Here is a 21,117-nt window from a genome sequence, read left to right as displayed (position 1 = left end):
CCGATGCGCAGCCAACGCCCCTTCCTCGTCGAGACCATCACTGCGATCGCGCTGATCCTGGCGCCGTTCGTGCTGCCCCATCTCGGCTTCACCCCGAACACCATCAACCGCATTCTGGTCTGGGGCCTGTTCGGCCTCGGCTTCGATATCCTGTTCGGCTATACCGGCCTCCTCTCCTTCGGCCAGTCGGCCTTCTTCGGCACCGGCGGCATGTTCGCTGCCTATCTGCTGACGGAAGCCGGCTTCGGCTATGTGATGGCCGCCGTCTTCATCGGCACGATCGTCGCGGCGGTCGTCGGCTACCTGATCGGCCTGATCGCGTTGCGCCGCACGGGCATCTATTTCGCGATGATCACGGTCGCGATCGCGGAGGTCTTCTTCTTCGTCGAGTTCAACCCGCTTTCCGCCTTCACGGGCGGCGAGAATGGCCTGCCGGGCGTGCCGAGACCCAGCATCTTCCTCGGCTTCACGACGCTGGAATTCAACACCGATTTCCAGGTCTACGGATTCCTCGCGTTCTGGTACTTCGTCGGCCTCGTCATCGCGCTGCGCATCGTGCGCTCGCCGGTCGGCGCGATCCTCTCCGCGATCCGCGACAATCCGCAGCGCGCCGCCGCGCTCGGCCACGATATCCACAACTACAAGCTGACCGCCTTCGTGGTGGCAGCGGCCTATGCCGGCTTTGCCGGCGGCATGCTCGGCCTGATGCAGGGCTTCATGCCGCCGGATGCCTTCATGTTCGAGACCTCCGGCCAGCTCGTGATGCAGACGGCGATCGGTGGCGCCGGCACTCTGTTCGGCCCGCTGGTCGGGGCGGCAGTCTGGCTCTATCTCAGCGACTTCTTCCAGAACACGCTGCACCTGGGCGCCACCTGGAAGCTCGTCCTCGGCATCGTGTTCGTGCTGCTGGTCTGCTTCCTGCGCCACGGCATCGTCGGGGCCGTGGCCGATCTCTACCGTCTCGCCGCCGGCCGGCGGGCGGAGGCGGCTCCCGGGGCGGACGTCGCCCCTGCCGCGAGCCTGCCCGCCACCGCTCCGACTGCCGCGATGATGCCGGCCCGCCGCCGCGACACCGACCGCTCCTCCGGCCCCATCCTCCAGGCCACCGGCCTGACCAAGCGCTATGGCGGCGTGGTCGCCAACAGCGACATCGACTTCACCGTCAACCACGGCGAGTTGCGCGGCATCATCGGCCCCAACGGCGCCGGCAAGTCGACCTTCTTCAAGATGCTGACCTGCGAGGTGCCCCCGACATCCGGCCAGATCCTGTTCGAGGGCAAGGACATCACCGGAATGGGCGTGGCCGATGTCTGCCAGCTCGGCCTCACCAAAAGCTACCAGATCAACCAGCTCTTCAACCGGCTCACGGTCCGCGAGAACCTGATGATCGCCGCGCTCGCCGAAACCCGTGGCAAATTCAAGCTCGACCTGTTCAGCAACCCCAGGAACAATCCCGAGCTGACCGAGCAGGTCGACCGCACGATGGCGCTGGTCAATCTCGCCAGCCGGGGCGATGCCCAGGTGTCCGAACTGGCCTATGGCGAGAAGCGGCGGCTCGAGATCGGGCTGGCGCTCGCCACCTCGCCGTCGCTGCTGCTGCTCGACGAGCCGCTCGCCGGCATGAGCCCGGCCGAGCGCGTCGAAACCGTCAAGCTGCTCAAGTCGATCAGCCGGGGGCGCACGATGATCGTGATCGACCACGACATGGACGCGCTGTTCGAGCTCGCCGAGCGCGTCACCGTGCTCCAGGAGGGGCGCGTGCTGGTCGAAGGGACACCCGACGAAATCAAGGGGAACACCAAGGTGCAGGAAGCCTATCTGGGCGGCGTGCACGACGTGTTGGCGGCCCAATGAGCATGCTCGAAGTCACCGGGCTGAATGCCCATTACGGCGACAGCCACATCCTGTTCGATGTCGCGCTGCGCGTCGATCGCAACGAGGTCGTCGCGCTGCTCGGCCGCAACGGCGCCGGCAAGAGCACGATGCTGAAAAGCCTGATGGGCGTGGTGAAGCCGAGCAGCGGCTCGATCCTGTTCGACGGGGAGCAGATCGCCGGCCGCAAGAGCCACACGATCGCGCGCGCCGGCATGCAGCTCGTGCACGAGGACCGTCGCATCTTCGGCAGCCTGAATGTCGAGGAGAACCTGGTGCTGGCCGGGCTGACGGCCAAGGGCCGCTGGCCGCTCGAGCGCATCTACGAGATATTTCCGCGCCTGAAGGAGAGGCGCACGAGCCGGGGCACCGATCTCTCCGGCGGCGAGCAGCAGATGCTCGCGATCGGGCGGGCGCTGGTGCGGGATCCGAAGATCGTGCTGCTCGACGAACCCTTCGAGGGGCTGGCGCCGGTGATCGTGCAGGACCTCGTCAGGACCTGCCGCACGCTCGCGGATGCCGGCCAGACGATCATTCTGGTCGAGCAGAACATCGCCGCAGCGCTCACCCTGGCGACGCGCGCCTACATCATCAACAACGGCCATATCGCCCATGAAGGCCCGACCGGCGAGATTCGGGCCCAACCTGAACTCCTGCAGCGGTATCTGGGGGTCTAGGACACCGGACTGAATACGGTATTCAGTCTGGTGTCCTGGGCTTTTGATTTGCATCGGCATTTTCCGAAAACCGCGTTCCACTTTTCGGGCCGATGCTCTAGGCGTCTTGCCCGGCCATTGCGCCTGACGCGCGACAGGCGAGTGTGGGCGCATCACATCGGCCCGTTCGGGGGCGGTTCGCCGCGATGCGCGGACGTCGTCTCGTATCCGGCGAGCTCTTCGCGCACGACGGCAAGAAAGCCATCGACGAGCGGATCGGCGCGGTAGTGGCTGGGAAACATCGCGTGGCCGTGGAACATGACCTCCGGCTTGAACGGACGGAAGGCGATGCCGCTGCGCCGGTAATCGTCGGCGGCGATCGGATTGACGATGCCGATGCCGAGCCCTTGCTCGACAAGCGCGCAGATGGCCGCGCTGAAGGGCGTCTCGATCGCGAGATGGCGGCGCACGCCCGCATCCTGGAAGATGCGATCGACGCGTGCCCGCGCACCGTCCTCCAGCGAGAGCGAGATGAAGGCCTCGCCTTCGAGATCCCTGGGCGTGATGCGATCGCGCTTTGCGAGCCGGTGCCCCGGCGGTAGCGCGCAGACGCCGGGGATCATGTAGAGCGGACGATGCTCGACGAGCGGAATGTCGATCACATTCGCGATGAAACCGATGTCGCAATAGGACGACGACATCCAGCGCGTCACCGTGCCGTCATGGCCCATCTGCAAGGAGACGCTGACCTGCGGAAAGCGCTCCTTGAAGCGCCGGATGCAGCGGGGGACGAAGCCCAGCGCCATCACCGGCATCGCCGCGATGCGCAGGCGCCCGGTCCCGAAGTTGCGGATGTCACGCGCGGCGTAGGAGAGGGTCTCCAGCCCGATATAGCTGCGTTCGACCTCGCGATAGAAGGCAAGGCCCTCCTGGCTCGGTCGAATCCGCCCGGCTTTTCGCTCGAACAGCTTGAGTCCGATCTCGGTCTCCAGCTCGGCGATCAGCCGGCTGACGCTCGGTTGGGAGGTCCGCAATTCCTGCGCGGCCGCCGTCATCGAGCCGCGCAGGATGATGGTTCGGAACGCGTCCACCTGCCTCAGATTCATGGGCACACTCATATCACCAGTGAATAGAAGAGCTAAAAACTGAGATTTGACCAGATAGATGGCCGAAGCAATACTTTTGGCCATGTCAACGCGCCCAAACACCGCTGTGACGTCCCGCCTCACCGGCATGGCCTGCCTGCGCTGCGCAGAGCCCTGGCCGGTTGCGGAATACGAGGCCGGGTGTCCGCGCTGCGCGGCCGAGGGACATGCACCCAATCTGCGGCTGACCTACGCGCCCGGCGAGCGCGGCGTCTCGCTCCCCTATCCTGACGCGCCATGCTTGGGGGAAGGCACGACGCCGCTGGTCGAGCTGCCTGAACTGGCGCGCGCGCTGAAGCTCGGCAGGCTGTCCGCCAAGATCGAATGGTGCAATCCGACGGGGTCCCACAAGGACCGGATGAGTGCGCAATTGATTGCGCGGGCTCTCGATCGCGGCGCCGCGCGCGTCGTGGCGGCCTCGAGCGGCAATGGCGGCCTCTCGGTGGCAGCCTATGCGGCGCGCGCCGGGCTCGCCGCAGAGATCGCGACGACCGATGCCCTGCCGCCGGTTTACCGCAGTGCCATCACCGCACATGGCGCGAGCATCGCCAGCTTTGCCGACAGCATGGCCCGCTGGCAGCATCTCGCGATGCGCGTCGGCGAGGGAGCCTTCGCGGCGACGAACTACAAGGTGCCGGCCATCGGCACCAACCCGTTCGGCATCGAAGGCTACAAGACGCTCGCGGCCGAGCTGGCGTCGGAGACCATGCCCGATCTCGTCGTCGTGCCCTGTTCACGCGGGGATCTCCTGTCAGGCATCCGCCTCGGTTTCGAGGAGATCGGCGCAGGCTTGCCCATGCTGGTCGCGGCCGAGCCCTTTGCGCGCATCGAGCGGGTGCTCGCCGGCGCCGATTATCGCGAGCATTTCGCAGGCGATACCGCCCAGGCCTCGATCGCCGGCAGCACGGTGACATGGCAGGCCGTCGCGGCGCTCCGCGCCAGCGCCGGCCGTGCCGTTTCTGTCGATGATGGCGCGGCGCGGGCGGCACAGCGCCGTCTCGCAGCCTGCGGCCTCCATACCGAACTGTCCGCAGCCTCCGCATTGGCTGCGCTCGCCGTCATCGCCGCGGATGGTGGGCTCTCCGGCCGCCACGCCGTGATCGTGCTCACGGGGGCAGGCTCCCGTGATCCCGGCGATACCGACCTGGCCGCAAGGCCCTGGAACGAAGCTGCCTCCCAAGAGGCGCTCGCGCAGCCGGCAACGACCGGCGCCTTACCACAGAGAACCGATCCATCGGTCCAACAGAAGAGGGAAAACGGATGACCACCCATGTCTCGCACCTGTCGGCGCTCTCGGCTGCCGCAGCCGCCGTCTTCGCGCTCTCGGTCGGGGCCCAGGCCCAGGGCCTGCCCCCGCTGCCGGAAGCGATCAAATCCGCAGGCGTCCTGAAGGCCGGCGTCCGCTGCGACCAACCGCCCTATGGCTACAAGGACGAAACCGGCAAGTTCGCCGGTGTCGAGACCGACATGGCGATCCAGATCGCCGCCTGGGCCTTCGGCTCGCCGGACAAGATCGAGCTGACCTGCGTGACGGCCGAGAACCGTATCCCGCAGCTTGCCGGCAAGAAGGTCGACATCCTGATCGCCACGCTCGGCGTCACGCCCGAGCGCGCCCGCGTGGTCGATTTCTCCAAGCCTTATCGCTGGGGCGGCTCGGACATGCTCGTCGCCAAGGACAGCCCGATCAAGAAGCTCGACGATGTCGCCGGCAAGACCGTGATCATGCTCAAGGGCTCGACCCAGGCGAAATGGTTCGAGGACAACATGCCCAAGCTCGAGAGCATGCGGCTGAACACGGCGTCCGACGCGCTGCAGGCGCTCAAGCAGGGCCGCGGCGACGCCTATACCCATGATGCCGCCACGCTCGTCGTCATCGCCGCCAAGGATCCGAGCCTGCGCCTTGTCGGCGAATCCTTCGCGGTCTCGGACGCTGCCGTCGGCGTGCGCAAGAACGAACCTGAATGGCTCGCCTATGTCGATGCAGCCCTCGATCGGATGAAGGCCGAGGGCCTTTACGCGAAATGGGTCGAGAAGTGGATTCCGGCCGAGATCAGGCCCTTCTACGTCGACGCCTTCACCAAGCCGAAGCCGACCGCGCGCTGAGCGAAAGGCAAGCGCCGGGAGCGGTTCCGCGCTCCCGGCAACCCGATACCTGGCAGCGGAGGAGCGCGTGCCATGGAATTCGACGTCGCCTATCTCAACGCGCAGTGGCCCGCGCTGATGCGCGGCCTGTGGCTGACGGTGCAGGTCAGCGCGCTCTCGATCGTGCTCTCCATCGCCGTCGGCGTGCTCGGAGCGGCAGCGCGCGTGCTGCAGGTTCCGGTGCTCGGCAAGCTCGTCGTCGGCTATGTCGAGTTCATCCGCAACACGCCGCTGCTCGCCCAGCTCTTCTTCATCTTCTACGGCCTGCCGGGCCTGGGCCTCAGGCTCTCGCTGTTCTGGTCGGGCGTGCTCTGCCTCACGGTCTGGGCCGGGGCCTACCAGATCGAGAATGTCCGCGGCGGGCTTGAAACCGTGGGCAAGGGTCTGCGCGAGGCCGCCTTCTCGCTGGGCCTGTCGCCCTGGCGCTTCTTTCGGCTCGTCGCCGCGCCGATGGCGATCCGCGTCGGCCTGCCGTCGATGCTCAACACCTCGATCTCGCTGCTGAAGAACTCCTCCTATCTGCAGGCGATCGGCCTTGCCGAGCTGACCTATGTCGCGATCGACCGGATCTCGATGGATTTCCGCACCATCGAGATGTTCGCCGCGATCTGCGTGATCTACCTCCTTCTGGTCCTCACCCTCTCCTTCTTCGCGAGCCGGCTGGAATACCGGCTCAACGCCCCGTTCAGGCTTTGAGGGGGGCGAGATGGACCTGCTGATCCGCAACCTCCCCTTCATCCTGCAAGGCCTTGCCATGACGCTGGGCCTGGCGCTGGCGACGCTGTTCTTCGCGACGATCATCTCCTTCCTGCTCGGCACGCTGGCGACGCTGCGCTTCGGCTGGCTGCGCGTGCTGGTGAAGATCTATGTCGAGCTCTTCCGCGACATCCCGCTGGTCGTGAACATCTTCTTCGTGTTCTTCGTGGCGCCGCTGTTCGGGCTGGAACTTTCGCCCTTCGCGGCCGTGACGGTGGGGCTTTCGGTCTGGGGCAGCGCCAATGGCATCGAGATCGTCCGCGGCGGCTTCAATGCGGTGCCGCGGCATCAATGGCAGAGCGCTGCCGCACTCGGGCTGAAGACCTGGGAAATCTATCTCTTCATCACCGGTCCACAGGCGTTGCGGGCAATCCTGCCACCCTTCGTCGGGCTGCTCACGCTGCTCGTGCAGGCGACGTCGCTCGGTGCACTGGTCGGGGTCAACGAGTTCTTCAAGGTCGGCCAGATCATCGTCGAGCGCACCACGATGATGGAGGGCTGGAATCCGGCCTTCACGGTCTATGCCGCGGTGCTCCTCACCTATTTCGTCATCTGCTCGACGCTGAGCTGGTTCGGCCGCTGGCTGGAGCGCCGGCTGAAGAGCGACCGCCCGCAAGCCCGGCCGGAGGCGATCGCCCCGGCCGAGCCGGCAGCGCAATTGCCCTGATCCTTCGCAAACTACCTGCATATCGGGAAAGCCGCCATGGAATCGAAAGTCAGCCGCCGCCTGACCGAAAAGGTCGCCGAAGAAGTCTGCGAGCACATCTATGCGCCGCGACTTGCACGGGATTTCCGCACGGTCTTCGACCATATGAGCGACCTCAACCAGGCGCATGTCCTGATGCTTGCCCGTTGCGGGCTGATCTCCCCGCAGGCCGCCAAAGCGCTCGCCGGCGGGCTCCTGCGCATGGAGGAGGAAGGGCCCGAGGTCGTCGAGCTCGACCCGCAGCGCGAGGATGCGTACTTCAATTTCGAAGCCCATCTGATCAAGCTGATCGGCACCGAGGCCGGCGGGCGGATGCATATCGCCCGCAGCCGCAATGACCTGACGGCCGCGATCGACCGGCTGCGGGCCCGCGACCTGCTGCTCGATGCGAGCCAGGCGCTTCTCTCGGTCGAGGAGCATGCGCTCGACGGTGCCTTCCGCTTCCGCGACGTGGTGATGCCCGGATACACCCATCTCCAGCCGGCGCAGCCCATCACCTACGGCTTCTATCTCGCCGGCGTCGCACAGTCGCTCGAACGCGACCATGGCCGCCTCGCGGATGCCTGGGCACGCACCAATATCAGCCCGCTCGGAGCAGGCGCGCTTGCCGGCACGACCTTCGGGATCGACCGGGAGGCAGTGGCGCGCTCGCTCGGCTTCGAGGGGCTGGTGGAAAATGCCCTCGATGCCGTCGCGACGCGGGATTTCGGGTTGGAGATCCTGTCGGCGCTCACCCAGATCGCCTTGGGCTGGAGCCGCGTGGCGCAGGACTATCATGTGATGGTCTCGCACGAATTCCAGACGATCGAGTTCCCCGACCGCGTCACGGGAACGTCGAGCATCATGCCGCAGAAGAAGAACCCGGTGGTGCTCGAACATCTCAAGGGCAAGGCCGGCCACCTGCTCGGCCTCTATGTCGCCTCCGCGACAGCGGTGAAGGGCACGCATTTCACCAACACCATCGACGGCAACCGCGAAGGCATGCGCGGCGTCTGGGAGGCGGGCGAGGAGACGCTGCGCTGCCTCTCGCTCTTCGATCTCATCATCGCCACGGCCCGGCCGAACGCGGCGCTGATGAAGCGACGCGTCACCGAGGATTTCGCCGCCGCGACCGATCTCGCCGACCTGATGGTCCGGGAAGCCGATCTCTCGTTCCGTGAGGCGCATCATGTCGTGGGCGGCGTCGTCCGCGCCGCGATGGATACCGGCCTGGCGGCTGACGGCATCACCACCGGGATGGTGGACGCGGCAGCCCAGGAGCAGCTCGGCCGGCCGCTCGGCTTGCCCGCCGACCATGTCCGCGAAAGCCTCGACCCGGCGGCAAGCGTCGCCGCGCGTCTCGTGCCCGGCGGACCGGCCCCGGACAGGGTCGCGGAGGCTGTAGAGGCGGCGCAGGCACGGCTCGAAAATCGCCGCGGCATTCTCGCACGCAAGCGCAGCGACCTGAAGGATGCGCGGGAGGTGCTCAAACGCGCGATGCGGGAGCTCGCCGCATGAGCTCCTCGCCGCTGATCAGCCTGCGCGGCATCGCCAAGCGCTTCGGCGCGCATCAGGCGCTGCACGGCATCGACCTCGATGTCGAGGCCGGGAGCGTCGTGGTGCTGATCGGGCCGAGCGGCTCCGGCAAGAGCACGCTGATCCGTTGCATCAACGGCCTCGTCAGGCCGGACGAAGGCATGCTCCGCGTCGCCGGAAAGCCGGTCGACATCCATCACGAGAGTGCCTGGCAACAGATGCGGACCGAGGTCGGCATGGTCTTCCAGGACTACGCGCTGTTCCCGCACCTGACCGTCCTGCGCAACATGACGATCACGCCGGAGCGCCGCCGCGGCGTTCCGCGCGCGAAGGCCGAGGAGGAGGCACGGGCGCTGCTGACGCGCGTCGGCCTCGCCCACAAGGCGCTGGACTATCCGTCCGCCCTGTCGGGCGGGCAGCAGCAGCGTGTCGCCATCGTCCGCGCGCTCGCCATGCGGCCGAAGGCGATCCTCTTCGACGAGCCGACATCCGCACTCGATCCCGAGACGATCGGCAGCGTCCTCGACGTGATGAAGGACCTCGCCCGCGAGGGCACGACCATGGTCGTGGTCACCCACGAGATGGGCTTTGCCCGCGAGGTCGCCGATCGCGTCGTGTTCATGGCCGAGGGACGGATCGTCGAGGAGGCGCCGCCGGGCGCCTTCTTCGACGCACCCCGCCACGAACGCACCCGCGCCTTCCTGTCCAGCATCAGATCCTTCGGAGAGGCCGCCCATGCCTGAGCCTGCCGGCGTGCTGGCGCCGAACTTCACCACCGATCCCTATTGGTGGGACGCAGCCCCGCCCGAAACCGCGCGCGACCCATTGCCTAAGGAGACCGATGTCCTGGTCGTCGGCTCCGGCTATTGCGGGCTCTCGGCGGCGGCCGAGTTGGCGCGCAACGGCGTCGACGTCACCGTCGTCGACGCCGAGGAACTCGGCGCCGGTGCCTCGACGCGCTCGGGCGGCATGGTCTCGAGCGGTCAGAAGCTCGTCATCGGCGGAGCGATCAAGGGCGTCGATGCCGCCCGCATGGAGCGGCTCCTGGAGGATTCGCTGTCCTCCTACGAGCATCTCAAGTCCCTGATCCACGAGAAGGAGCTCGATGCCGATCTCGGCGTCTTCGGCCGCTATTTCGGCGCCCATGTCCCCCGTCACTACGACCGGCTGCGCCGCCATGGCGAATTGCTGGCAAGGCACACCGGCGTCACCGTCCACGACATCCCGAAGTCACGGCAGCACGAGGTGACGAAGACGGATTTCTACCATGGCGGCATCGTCATCGACGACTATGGCGGCCTCCATCCGGCGAAGTACCATCGCGCCCTGCGCCGCCTCGCGCAGGCCAATGGCGCCAGGCTGCGCTCGCATGCGCCGGTTCTCGGAGTTGACCCCGTCGCCAATGGTTTTTACGCGGTACGGACCGGCCGCGGGATCGTTCGCGCCCGCCACGTCTTCTTCGGCACCAACGGCTACACCGACAAGGCGAGCGGCTTCCTGCACAAGCGCATCGTCGGCGTGCGCAGCTACCAGATCGCGACCGAGCCGCTGCCGCCGGAGCTGATGGCCGAGATCAATCCCGGCCGGCGCATGATCACCGATTCCAAGCGCGAGCTGATCTATACGCGCCCGTCGCCGGACGGCACGCGCATCCTGTTCGGCAGCCGGCCGGGCCTGTTCACTCTGCCGGAACGCGAGGCCGCGCCGCGCCTCCACGCCATGATGCTGAGGGTCTGGCCGCAGCTTGCAGGCTACAAGGTCACCCATTGCTGGAGCGGCAAGGTCGGCATGAGCGCCGACAAGATCGCCCATATGGGCAAGCTCGGAGGCATCGATTTCGCCGTCGGCTGCAATGGCAACGGCGTCGCGCTCATGACCTATCTCGGCCACCAGTCAGCCCTCAAGCTGCTCGGGAAGCAGAACCGCAAGAGCGCTTTCGACGATCCTGCCTTCCCGGAGATTCCGGTGCCGCTCTATGATGGCCGCCCATGGTTCCTGCCGATCGTCAGCGGGTGGTATCATCTCCAGGATGCGATCGATCGCCGTCTGGCACGTCTCTGAGAGGTGATTGCGAACAAGGATTGCAGGTCCGGCGCGGCAGGCCGTTCGCCATCGCTTGAAAGGCGCGTGGAACGCGTTCGCAGAAGACGTCTGGCTTGACGGCCGGGAATCGCGTCTGCTGGTCTTCCCGCGAACGGAAGCCGCCGACAGATGACGCTCGCCCTGCTCAGACGCGCGCTTGAACCCCGGACGGTCACGGCGATCGCCGGCTCTCCCGAAACGGATGTGCTGGTAGCGCAGATCCGCGCGGAGCCCTATCGCGGCGAACTCACCGTGCTTGCCGATCCGAGTGCTCTGCCGGCGCTGCCGCCCTGCGATCTCCTCATCGCCCCCGTCGCGTTTGCGGAGCAGGTGCTGGCTGCCGCAGCGGGGCGCGGTTGTGCCGGGCTTCTCGTGCCCGATGGCGCAGCCGCCGATTACGATCGCCTCCGAAGCGCGGCACAGGCCGCCGGCCTGCGCCTGATCGGGCCGTCCTCGCTCGGTCTCGCCGCGCCGCGTCTCGGCTTCAACGCGACCGCCGTCCCGGTGCATCTGGCTGCGGGTTCGCTTGCCCTCGTCGCGCAGTCCAATTCCGTGGCGGCCGGCATCATGGCCTGGGCCGCCAGGCGCGGTGTCGGGCTCTCCGGCGCCGTCGTCCTGGGCGAGGGCGCCGATGTCGATATCGCCGATTGCCTCGATCATTTCGGCGCCGATCCGTCGACGCGCACCATCTTGCTGGCGATCGACGACGTCACCGATGCCGCGCGCTTTCTCTCGTCCGCCCGCGCTGCGGCGCGGCTCAAGCCGGTGCTGGTGCTGAAGCCGCCGCGCCAGGAGCCGGCATGGCCGGCCCTGACGCATTCCGCCCTGATCGTGACCAGCGACGCCGCGCATGATGCCGCCTTCCACCGGGCCGGTCTGCTGCGGGTCAGCGATCTCGACGAGCTCTTCGCGGCGGCCGAGACGCTGGGACGCGCCCGCGCCGCCGATGCCGGCCGGCTGGCGATCGTCAGCAATGGCGACGGGCTGGCGGCGCTCGCCGCAGCGCGATTGCGGCAGGCCGGCAGCGTCGATCGCCTGGACCGGGAACCGGAGGTCGTCCGCACGGCGCAGGATTATCGCGAAGCGGTGACACGCCTGCTGGCCGAGAGCGATGTCGACGCCGTCCTGGCGCTCAACGCCCCGCTCGCACCGGACGAACCGGCCGATTGTGCCCGTGCCGTAGCCGAGGCCCGCTCGACGTCGCCGGCGCATAAGCCGGTTCTGGCCGTATGGGTCGGGGGCGGCGAGGAGATGGCGGGGATATTCGCAGCCGCCGGCATTCCCTCGTTCGCGACGGAGCAGGACGCGATCCTGGGTTTCCAGCATCTGACCCGCCATGCCCGCCTCATCAAGGAACTGATGGCGACGCCGCCCGCACGCGATGAAGGCGATCAGCCGGACATTGCCGCTGCCACCGCGCTCGTCGACCGGGCGCTCGGGCAAGGCCGCAGCTGGCTCGAACCGAATGAGGTCGCGCAGTTGCTCGCCCTGTTCCGGATTCCCACGCTCGGTCTCGTCATCGCGGCGGATGCCGCAGGAGCCGCCGAGGCTGCCAAGGTGCAGTTCGCAGCCGGACGCACGGTCGCCCTCAAGATCGTCTCGCCGGATATCGCCCATAAATCGGACGTCGGCGGTGTCGAGCTCGACCTTGCCAATGAACAGGCTGTGCGGGAGGCGGCCGGCCGCATGATCGCGCGCTTGCGGGAGTTGCGGCCGAAAGCGCGGTTGGCCGGCTTCATGGTGCAACCGATGGCGCATCGTGCCAAGGCACGCGAGTTGATCGCCGGCTTTGCCGTCGACCCCTGCTTCGGCCCGGTCATCGTCTTCGGACGCGGCGGCACGGCAGCCGAGCTCATCGCCGATACGCATGTCGCATTGCCGCCGCTCGATCTCGCCTCGGCCGAGAACCTGATCGCCCGGACGCGGGTTTCCCGCATACTCGCCGCCTATCGCGACGTTCCCGCCGCCGACCGGCGCGCCATCGCCGCTGTCCTGGTGGCGCTGGGAAACATCGCCTCCGCCCTTCCGCAAATCCGCGCGATGGACCTCAACCCGATCCTCGCCGATGCCAAAGGCGTCATCACGGTCGACGCGCGCGTCGTGCTGGAGCCGGACCCGGCGCGCCGATGCCGCCCGGCGATCCGGCCCTATCCGGCAAGCTGGACCTTGCAGCTTGCGCTCGGCGAGCGGCGCTTCTTCATTCGCCCGATGAAGCCGGAGGACGAGCTTCCGATCGGCGCGATGCTGGCCCGGGTCACGCCGGAAGACCTGCGATTGCGCTTCTTCGCGCCGCTGAAATCATTCAGCCACGCCTTCCTCGCCCGCCTGACCCAGCTCGACTATGCGCGGGAGATGGCCTTCCTCGCCGTCGAGGAGGACAGCGGGGACGCGGCCGGCGCCGTTCGCCTTCACGCCGACCCCGGCCATGTCGAGGCCGAATATGCGATCCTGCTACGCTCCGACCTGAAGGGCATCGGGCTCGGCCGTGCGCTGATGGAGCTGATCATCGACTGGGCCAAAGCCGAGAAGCTGGAGCGCGTCCATAGTCAGGTGCTGGCCGAGAACGGACCGATGCTCGCGCTCTGCCGCGATCTGGGTTTCGAGGTGAGGCTCGATCCCGAGGACATTTCGATCAGGCGCGTGACGCTCGACCTCGGCACCATCGACGGCAAGGCACAGGCAAAACGCTGATCTGCCGTCCGTTCCGACGGCCAACATCACCACTCAAGGCAGGCATTCGCTGAGCGCGCCGATCTGGCTCTCGACCCAGTCGTCGGTCATCATTTCGAGCGGCGCGTTGAAGGAGACGGCCATGTTGACGTCGTGGGGGGCGTGGCTCGCCCGCGGCAAGCCGATGCCGCCCTGCCCCGGAAAATAATAACCCATGTTGAGCGCGTAGCCACGGCGCTGCGCATCGGCGACCTGTGCCCGGATGACATCGCCATCGACATGGCGTCCCGAGGGATGCTTCAGGTAGCGCTCGGCATTCGCCTCGATGATCTGCTGGATCGCGGCGTCCGGCAGCAGCGACATCAGGGCGAGACTGCCCGCGCCGACGCCCATCGGCACGCGGTAGCCCACGCCCATCGAGAACTGGCGCCGCGTCGAACGGCTGATCATCTCAGCGCAGACCGCATCAACCCCGGATTGCACGATCAGGTAGACGGTGAAGCCCGTCCGGCGCGCGAATTCGGTCATGCCGGGGCGGATCTTCTGCACCTGCGGCTCGAGCCGCTCCTGTCGCCGCGCCAGCATCGGCACAGCCGAGCCGAGGCGGTAATGGCCGTATCGGCCCGTCGGCTCGGCGAAGCCCTTCTGCAAGAGGGCGACGAGGCTGCGATGCGCCGCCGACTTGGCGCAGCCCATGCGCTCGGCGATCTCCGCCAGGCTCAGACCTTCAGGTCCGACCTCGCCGAGCGCCAGGACGATGTCCAGCGCCCGCTCGGCATTCGACGAGGAACTGAGGGCCTTTGTCACGTTGACAATTCCGATTATCAGAACAAATCATATCATATTATACCGAATACAGGAATTTGTTGACAAGGGCCGGTTTGTCCGTTCCGCTAGGGACGCTGCCGGAGCGTCGAGACGTCTAGGAGCGCTCGCGAACCGGCCGCCAAAGGCAGCCGCCAGCTCCATCGCTGGTCGGACAATGCGGGGGCGAACCGGATGGTGTCATTCCTGGCGAGGCGTCTGGGCTTCGCCGTCGTCACGTTGTTCAGCGTCCTGACGCTGGTCTTCCTGATCGTGCGGATCCTGCCGGGCGACCCGGTGCTGGTGATCCTCGGCGATCAGGCGAGCCCCGCCAGCGTCATCGCGCTGCGCCAGCGGCTCGGCCTCGATCAGCCGCTCCTCGTCCAGTACGGGCGCTTCCTGCTCCAGGCGATCCAGGGCGACCTCGGCACCTCGATGATCTCGGGGCGGCCGGTGACGGAGGAGATCCTCGCCGTCCTGCCCTATACGCTGGAATTGACCATCGCGGCCCTGATCCTGGGCGCCGCGCTCGGCATCCCCGCCGGGGTCTGGGCCGCGGTCCGGCGCAACCGGCTTCCCGATTACGTGCTGCGCCTGCTCTCGCTGCTTGGCCTGTCGCTGCCGGCCTTCGTTGCCGCGATCATCCTGCTGATGGTCTTCGCCATCCAGTTCCGCTGGTTCCCGGTGATCAGCGCCGGCGGCGCCGACACGCTCGCCGAACGCCTGCGGCAGATGGCGCTGCCGACGCTGGCGCTGGCGCTGATCATGATGGCCTACATCACCCGCGTCACCCGCTCGGCGATGCTGGAAGTTCTCAGCCAGGATTTCGTCCGCACGGCGCGAGCCAAGGGCGCCTCCGCCTCGGCGGTGATCTGGTCGCACGCGCTCGGCAACTGCCTGATCCCGATCACCACGGTCATCGGCCTCTATCTGGGCATCCTGATCGGCAATTCGGTGCTGACCGAGATCGTGTTCTCGCGCCCCGGCCTCGGCAAGCTGATCCTCACAGCGTTGAGCCAACGCGACTACACGCTGCTGCAGGGCATGATCGTGGTCTACACGCTGATGGTCGTCGTCGTGAACCTGCTGACCGACCTGACCTACGGCTTTCTCGATCCGAGGGTGCAGTACAAATGAGCGAGACTGCAGCGGAAACCGCTCGCCCTGCCGAGCGTCAAAATGCCTTCCGCGGCGTATTGGCCCGGCTCAACCTCACGACCTGGATCGGCGTCGCTATCGTCGTCCTGCTCGTGCTCGCCGCGATCTTCGCGCCCTATCTCGCGACGCATCCGCCGGCAAAGCAGAGCATCATGGACCAGCTCGCGCCGCCCGGCGGCGGCTACCTGCTCGGCGCCGACCAGTTCGGCCGCGACATCTGGTCGAGACTGCTCTTCGGCGCGCGCTATTCCCTCACCATCGGGCTCTTCGCGATCCTGACCGCGCTGGTCATCGGCTCGCTGATCGGGATGACCGCGGGCTATCGCGGCGGGCGCACCGACATCCTGCTGATGCAGGTGATGGACGTCATCCTCGCCTTTCCCTCGCTGATCCTGGGGCTGGCGCTCGTTGCCCTGATGGGCGCGACCATGACGAACATCGTCATCGCCATCGCCTTCACCGCAACGCCGGCCTTCGCCCGGATCGCGCGCGCCGCGGTCATCGCCCAGCGCGACCGCGAATATGTCCAGGCCTGCCGCGCCATGGGGTTCTCGGGCGGGCGCATCCTGTTCCGCCACATCCTGCCGGCAATCCTGCCGGAGGTGATGGTGATGACCTCGCTCTGGATGGCGACCGCAGTGCGCACCGAGGCCTCGCTCGCCTTCATCGGGCTCGGCCTCGCGCCGCCGACGCCGACCTGGGGTGGCATGGTGCGCGAGGGCTTCGAGAACATCCTGAGCTCGTTCCATCTCGCGCTCTTCCCGAGCCTCGCGATCCTGATCCTGGTGCTGGCCTTCAACCTGATCGGCGACGGCCTGCGCGACGCGATCGATCCCCGCCTCAAGGACGCCTCGTGATGGACGGCAAGAACACGAGCAGCAAGAACACGAGCGACAAGCCGGTCCTGTCGGTCAGCGGGCTGACCATCGCCTTCGGCTCCACCACCGTCGTGCATGATCTCGGCTTCGAGATCGCCGCCGGCGAGACGCTCGCCGTGGTCGGCGAATCCGGCTCGGGCAAGAGCGTCACCTCGCTTGCCATCATGGGCCTGCTACCGGAACGGATCGGGCGCGCGAGCGGCTCGGTCAGGCTCGGCGACCGCGAATTGCTGACCCTCGACGAATCCGAGATGCGCAGCGTCCGCGGCGGCCAGATCAGCATGATCTTCCAGGAGCCGATGACCTCGCTGAACCCCGTCCAGCGCATCGGCGACCAGATCGGCGAGGCGATCCGCATCCATCGCGGCCTCAAGGGCGCGGCGTTGCGCGAGGCGGTGCTGGAGATGCTGCGCAAGGTGCGCATCCCTGACCCCGAGGAGCGCATCGACAACTACCCGCACACCTTCTCCGGCGGCATGCGCCAGCGCGTGATGATCGCGATGGCGCTGGCCTGCAACCCCGCCCTCATCATCGCCGACGAACCAACGACCGCGCTCGACGTCACCGTGCAGGCACAGACGCTGGCGCTGCTCAAGGAACTCCAGCGCGAGACCGGCACCGCGATCCTGTTCATCACCCACGACATGGGCGTGGTCGCGGAGATCGCCGACCATGTCCTCGTCATGCGCCGTGGCCGCGCGATCGAGCAGGGCACGGTCCACGAGGTCTTCTCCAACCCGCGCGACGCCTATACCCGCAGCCTGATCGCGGCGGCGCCGAGTCTCGTCGGCAAGCTCGCGGACGGCGCCACCGCGGCGCGCGGCGTCGAGGGCGTTCCCCTCTCCTTCCGCGGCGATGCGCCGGTGCTCGAGGTGCGCGACCTCTCGGTCCGCTTCCCCTCGCGCGGCGGCCTGTTCGGCCGGCTCAAGGGCGAGGTCCATGCCGTCGAGCAGGTTTCCTTCGCCATCGGCAAGGGCGAGACGCTCGGCCTCGTCGGCGAATCCGGCTCGGGCAAGTCGACCATCGGCAAGGCGATCATCGATCTGGCCCCGCGCCATTCCGGCGAGATCACCGTCGCCGGCCGCAGGATCGACTATGCCGATCCGCGCAGCCTCGCGAGCTTGCGCCGCGACGTGCAGATGATCTTTCAGGACCCGTTCGGCTCGCTCGACACCCGCCAGAGCATCGGCTCGGCGATCATCGAGCCGATGCTGGTCCATGGCATCGCCTCCGGCAAGGAGGCGCGCTCCAAGATGGAATGGCTGCTGGAGCGGGTCGGTCTCGACCCGGCACGCGCCATGAGCCTGCCGCATGAGTTCTCCGGCGGTCAGCGCCAGCGCATCTGCATCGCCCGGGCGCTCGCGATGTCACCCAAGCTGATCATCGCCGACGAGGCCGTCTCGGCGCTCGATGTGGCGATCAAGGCGCAGATTATCGACCTGATGATCGACCTGCAGAAGGAATTCGAGGTCTCCTATCTCTTCATCAGCCACGACATGGCGGCGGTCGAGCGCATCTGCGACCGCGTCGCCGTGATGTATTTCGGCGAGATCGTCGAGATCGGTGCGCGCGACGACGTAATCGGCCGGCCCGGCCACGGCTATACCCAGCGCCTCCTCTCCGCGATCCCGATCACCCATCCCGACCAGCGCAACGTCCGGCCGCCGCAGCGCGTCGACGCCACGCCGCCGCGCAGCCCGATGAAGCCCGTCGGCTACCGCCCGCCACCGCAAAGCTGGGAGATGATGGCTGAGGGCCATTTCATCCGCCGGGCGAGCTAGTCATCCAGGAACTGGAACGCGAATCATGCACGCCATCGAGGAACTCGCCGCCTTCGTCGCCGACCACCCTGAGGGCGCCCTGCCGGCAGAGGCGCGGGAGAGCGCCTCGCTCCTGATCGCCGACCTGATCGGGGCCACCGCCGCCGGGCTGGATTCGCGGCTGGCCCAGGCCGCCCGCATCGCCGCCGAACAGCTCTATGGCTCCGGGCCGGCCGGCATCTGGCTGACGGACAGCAAGCTCAGCGTTGCCGGCGCCGCCATGGCGAATGCGGCGGCGGCGAGCGCGCTCGATATCGACGACGGCCATCGCGGCGCGGCCGGTCATGCCGGGGCGGGCATCATCCCGGCCGCCTTCGCCGTCGGCCAGGCGCTCGACGCTTCCGACGCGCGCATCTTCGACGCGATCGCGCTCGGCTACGACGTCGCGCTCAGGGTCGGAACCTCGCGGCCGACGCCGACCATCGAGACCTATAGCAGCGGCCGCTGGGTCAATTACGGCGTCGCCGCCGCGGCCGGGCGCCTGCTCGGGCTCGACGCCCCGACACTCGCCCATGCCATGGCGATCGCCGGGGCCGAAGGGCCGATCAGCTTCCCGATGGGTTCTTCGAAATATCAGGGCAGCACGGTGAAGGAGGTCATCCCGCCGGCCGTCGTCGCCGGCCTGACCGGCGCCTACCGGGCCCGCGCCGGTGCGACCGGCCCGCGCGACCTGCTCGACCGCGACGACCGTTTCACCCGCAGCGTGCTGACAGGCGGGCTCGGCGAACGCTGGTGGCTGCAGGATTGCTATCTCAAGCCCTATGCCTGCTGCCGCTACATGCATGCCGCCGTCGACGCGATCCTGGCGCTGCGCGAACCGGGCAAGCCGATCCTGTCGCTGCGCATCGAGACCTTCCCGCGCGGGCTCGGCCTCTCCAACGAGCGCGCGCCGCAGACGCTCGAAGGCGGGCAGTACAGCTATTATTTCAGCTGCGCTCTGGCCGCGATCCATGGCGCCGCTGCCTTGCAGCCGGTCGACCCCGCCCATCTCAACGATCCGCAGGTGCTCGAACTCGCCGGCCGGATCGAGCTCTCCGCGCATGATGATTTCGCGGCCGCCTTCCCGAAGAGCACGCCCTGCCGCGTCGTCATCGACCAGGGTGATGGTCCGCGCAGCCTGAGCGTGCCCTACCCGCTCGGCGACGTCGCCAACCCGATGAACCGGGCGCAGGTCACCGAGAAATTCCGGCGCATCGGCGCGGCCAATGTTGCTCCCGATTGGCAGGATGCGATCCTGACTGCGCTCGACGGGCTGACGAGCAGCGGCTTCCGGCCACTTTTCGCCGCGCTCGGCACGCAGCCGGCGCGGCTGCGACTGGTTTCAACAGGGGAAGGCTAACAATGAAAAACACCACATTGACCAAAGCCGGACTTCTCGCCGGCGTCCTCGGCTTCGGCCTGCTGGCATCCATGCCGGCTTTCGCTGCGAAGACCGAACTCACCTTGGGCGCCGCCGCCGTGGATGTCGGCACGCTCGACCCGCATTACGCCAGCAGCACCTCCGACCGCATCCTCTCGGCCTGGATCTTCGGCGGGCTCGTCCGCTTCGCCCCGGGCTCGACCGACCCGGCCACGATCGAAGCCGATCTCGCCGAGAGCTGGCAGGCGAGCGACGACCGCCTCGTCTGGACCTTCAAGCTGCGCCCCGGCGTGAAATGGCAGCATGGCTATGGCGATGTCACGGCCGACGACGTCGTGTTCAGCCTCGACAAGGCGCGCGATCCCAAGCGCTCGGCCTTCGCCAGCGATTATGCCGCCTTCCAGAAGATCGAGGCGGTCGATCCGCAGACGGTCCGGATCACGCTGTCGAACCGCGTGCCGAGCCTGCTCGGCCTGCTCACCAACTATGCCGGCGGCTTCATCATCTCGAAGAAGGCCTTCGAGGAGCGCGGCGAGAACTTCCGGCGCAGCCCGGTCGGGTTCGGACCGTTCGCGCTCGATGCGATCACCCCCGGCCAGGCCGTAACCTTCAAGGCGAACGACGCCTATTTCCGCGGCAAGCCCAAGCTCAGCAAGATCACCTATCGCTTCCTCAACAACAACGCGGCGCGGGACCTCGCCTTCGTCGCCGGCGAAGTCGATGCCGCGACCGGGCTCGCCGACCAGCGCTGGCTGCAGCGCACGCTCGCCAATCCCGGCGTGGTCGTCGACAGCTTCGACCCGGCCGAACTGACGACGCTCAGCGTCAACGTGACGAAGCCGCCCTTCGATAACATCAAGGTTCGCCAGGCTCTCGCCCATGCGATCGATGCGCCCAAGATCGCCCAGTATCGCGGTCCCCGCTTCACCCGCGCCGGCAAGTCCGCGATCCCCTCGAACAATCTCGGCTTCACCGAGGATGCCGGCGTCCTGCCACATGATCCGGCCAAGGCCAAGGCGCTGCTGAAAGAGGCCGGATTCCCCAACGGCCTGACCGTGACCATGCTCGCCAGCCAGTTGCCGAGCCTGGAATCGACGGCGCAGATCATCCAGGGGCAGGTCGCCGAAGCCGGCATCACGCTCAATCTTCAGCCGGTCGAGCACGCCACCTGGCACCAGATGATCCGCAAGGACCTGAGCCCGCTCGTCATGTACGGCGCCGCGCGCTTCCCGATCGCGGACAACTACCTGACGCAGTTCTATCACTCGAAGAGCGCCATCGGCCAACCCGGCCAGGTCGTGAACTTCAGCCATTGCGACGTCGCCGACAAGCAGATCGAGGCGGCCCGCGGCGAGACTGATCCCAAGAAGCAGATCGCGCTCTGGCAGGAGGCGCAGAAGCTGATCATCGGCAATGTCTGCGTCATCCCGATCACCGAGACCGGACAGGTCTGGGCCCGCCGGGAGAAGCTCAAATGGGGTTTCGATCTCAAGGGCTCGATGTCGCTCGGCCCGCTCGTGACCGAACAGACCCATTTCGTCGACTGAACCGAT

Annotated in this window: 17 protein-coding genes; 15 read left to right on the top strand and 2 right to left on the bottom strand. The window is 67.3% G+C overall.

Features of this window, described 5'->3' with window-relative positions:
- Window positions 1-3 precede the first annotated feature (3 nt).
- Together ACWIEX_RS03000 and ACWIEX_RS02995 are read left to right on the top strand one after the other, a co-directional pair.
- Entirely contained in the window at window positions 4-1,854 is a 1,851-nt protein-coding gene (locus ACWIEX_RS03000; RefSeq protein WP_454031658.1) for a branched-chain amino acid ABC transporter ATP-binding protein/permease, read from the top strand.
- Entirely contained in the window at window positions 1,851-2,549 is a 699-nt protein-coding gene (locus tag ACWIEX_RS02995) for an ABC transporter ATP-binding protein (protein WP_454031657.1), read from the top strand. Before ACWIEX_RS03000 ends, ACWIEX_RS02995 begins: the two co-directional genes overlap by 4 nt.
- A 152-nt stretch (window positions 2,550-2,701) precedes the next feature.
- On the opposite strand, the gene ACWIEX_RS02990 is transcribed toward ACWIEX_RS02995, so the two are convergent.
- Window positions 2,702-3,634 (bottom strand): LysR substrate-binding domain-containing protein, encoded by a 933-nt coding sequence (locus ACWIEX_RS02990; RefSeq protein WP_454031656.1) that lies wholly within the window; start codon window positions 3,632-3,634, stop codon window positions 2,702-2,704.
- Window positions 3,635-3,740: 106 nt separating this feature from the next.
- Between ACWIEX_RS02990 and ACWIEX_RS02985 the strand changes: the two genes are divergently transcribed.
- From ACWIEX_RS02985 to ACWIEX_RS02950, 8 genes are all read left to right on the top strand, one after another.
- A complete protein-coding gene (locus ACWIEX_RS02985) occupies window positions 3,741-4,937 on the top strand; it encodes a pyridoxal-phosphate dependent enzyme (RefSeq protein ID WP_454031655.1) in 1,197 nt (398 codons plus the stop codon).
- Window positions 4,934-5,776 (top strand): transporter substrate-binding domain-containing protein, encoded by an 843-nt coding sequence (locus ACWIEX_RS02980; protein WP_091857919.1) that lies wholly within the window; start codon window positions 4,934-4,936, stop codon window positions 5,774-5,776. The genes ACWIEX_RS02985 and ACWIEX_RS02980 overlap by 4 nt, the downstream gene beginning before the upstream one ends.
- 72 nt (window positions 5,777-5,848) lie before the next feature.
- On the top strand, window positions 5,849-6,511 hold the full coding sequence (locus tag ACWIEX_RS02975) for an amino acid ABC transporter permease (RefSeq protein ID WP_454031654.1): 663 nt from the start codon (window positions 5,849-5,851) through the stop codon (window positions 6,509-6,511).
- A 10-nt stretch (window positions 6,512-6,521) separates the two neighbouring features.
- Entirely contained in the window at window positions 6,522-7,238 is a 717-nt protein-coding gene (locus tag ACWIEX_RS02970) for an amino acid ABC transporter permease (RefSeq protein ID WP_454031653.1), read from the top strand.
- Window positions 7,239-7,274: 36 nt separating this feature from the next.
- Window positions 7,275-8,774, top strand: a complete 1,500-nt coding sequence (gene argH / locus ACWIEX_RS02965) for an argininosuccinate lyase (RefSeq protein WP_454031652.1) — start codon at window positions 7,275-7,277, stop codon at window positions 8,772-8,774.
- A complete protein-coding gene (locus tag ACWIEX_RS02960) occupies window positions 8,771-9,535 on the top strand; it encodes an amino acid ABC transporter ATP-binding protein (RefSeq protein ID WP_454031651.1) in 765 nt (254 codons plus the stop codon). Before argH ends, ACWIEX_RS02960 begins: the two co-directional genes overlap by 4 nt.
- Window positions 9,528-10,853 (top strand): NAD(P)/FAD-dependent oxidoreductase, encoded by a 1,326-nt coding sequence (locus ACWIEX_RS02955; RefSeq protein ID WP_454031650.1) that lies wholly within the window; start codon window positions 9,528-9,530, stop codon window positions 10,851-10,853. Before ACWIEX_RS02960 ends, ACWIEX_RS02955 begins: the two co-directional genes overlap by 8 nt.
- A gap of 150 nt (window positions 10,854-11,003) precedes the next feature.
- Window positions 11,004-13,565 (top strand): bifunctional acetate--CoA ligase family protein/GNAT family N-acetyltransferase, encoded by a 2,562-nt coding sequence (locus ACWIEX_RS02950; protein WP_454031649.1) that lies wholly within the window; start codon window positions 11,004-11,006, stop codon window positions 13,563-13,565.
- 33 nt (window positions 13,566-13,598) lie between these two features.
- Here ACWIEX_RS02950 and ACWIEX_RS02945 read toward each other — a convergent pair whose 3' ends face one another.
- On the bottom strand, window positions 13,599-14,351 hold the full coding sequence (locus tag ACWIEX_RS02945) for an IclR family transcriptional regulator (protein ID WP_454031648.1): 753 nt from the start codon (window positions 14,349-14,351) through the stop codon (window positions 13,599-13,601).
- Window positions 14,352-14,543: 192 nt separating this feature from the next.
- On the opposite strand from ACWIEX_RS02945, the gene ACWIEX_RS02940 reads away from it, so the two are divergent.
- The 5 genes from ACWIEX_RS02940 to ACWIEX_RS02920 are packed head-to-tail and all read left to right on the top strand — an operon-like array spanning window position 14,544 to window position 21,111.
- Complete coding sequence (locus ACWIEX_RS02940) at window positions 14,544-15,485, top strand: ABC transporter permease (protein ID WP_454031647.1); 942 nt, start codon at window positions 14,544-14,546, stop codon at window positions 15,483-15,485.
- Window positions 15,482-16,363: an ABC transporter permease gene (locus ACWIEX_RS02935; protein WP_454031646.1), complete on the top strand. Its 882-nt coding sequence runs from the start codon at window positions 15,482-15,484 to the stop codon at window positions 16,361-16,363. Before ACWIEX_RS02940 ends, ACWIEX_RS02935 begins: the two co-directional genes overlap by 4 nt.
- Window positions 16,363-18,165: an ABC transporter ATP-binding protein gene (locus ACWIEX_RS02930; protein WP_454031645.1), complete on the top strand. Its 1,803-nt coding sequence runs from the start codon at window positions 16,363-16,365 to the stop codon at window positions 18,163-18,165. Before ACWIEX_RS02935 ends, ACWIEX_RS02930 begins: the two co-directional genes overlap by 1 nt.
- A gap of 25 nt (window positions 18,166-18,190) precedes the next feature.
- On the top strand, window positions 18,191-19,543 hold the full coding sequence (locus tag ACWIEX_RS02925) for an MmgE/PrpD family protein (RefSeq protein ID WP_454031644.1): 1,353 nt from the start codon (window positions 18,191-18,193) through the stop codon (window positions 19,541-19,543).
- 2 nt (window positions 19,544-19,545) lie between these two features.
- A complete protein-coding gene (locus tag ACWIEX_RS02920; RefSeq protein WP_454031643.1) occupies window positions 19,546-21,111 on the top strand; it encodes an ABC transporter substrate-binding protein in 1,566 nt (521 codons plus the stop codon).
- Window positions 21,112-21,117 lie beyond the last annotated feature (6 nt).

The sequence above is a fragment of the Allobosea sp. NPDC055353 genome (assembly GCF_053644975.1).
This window is presented reverse-complemented; position numbering and strand designations above follow the sequence as displayed.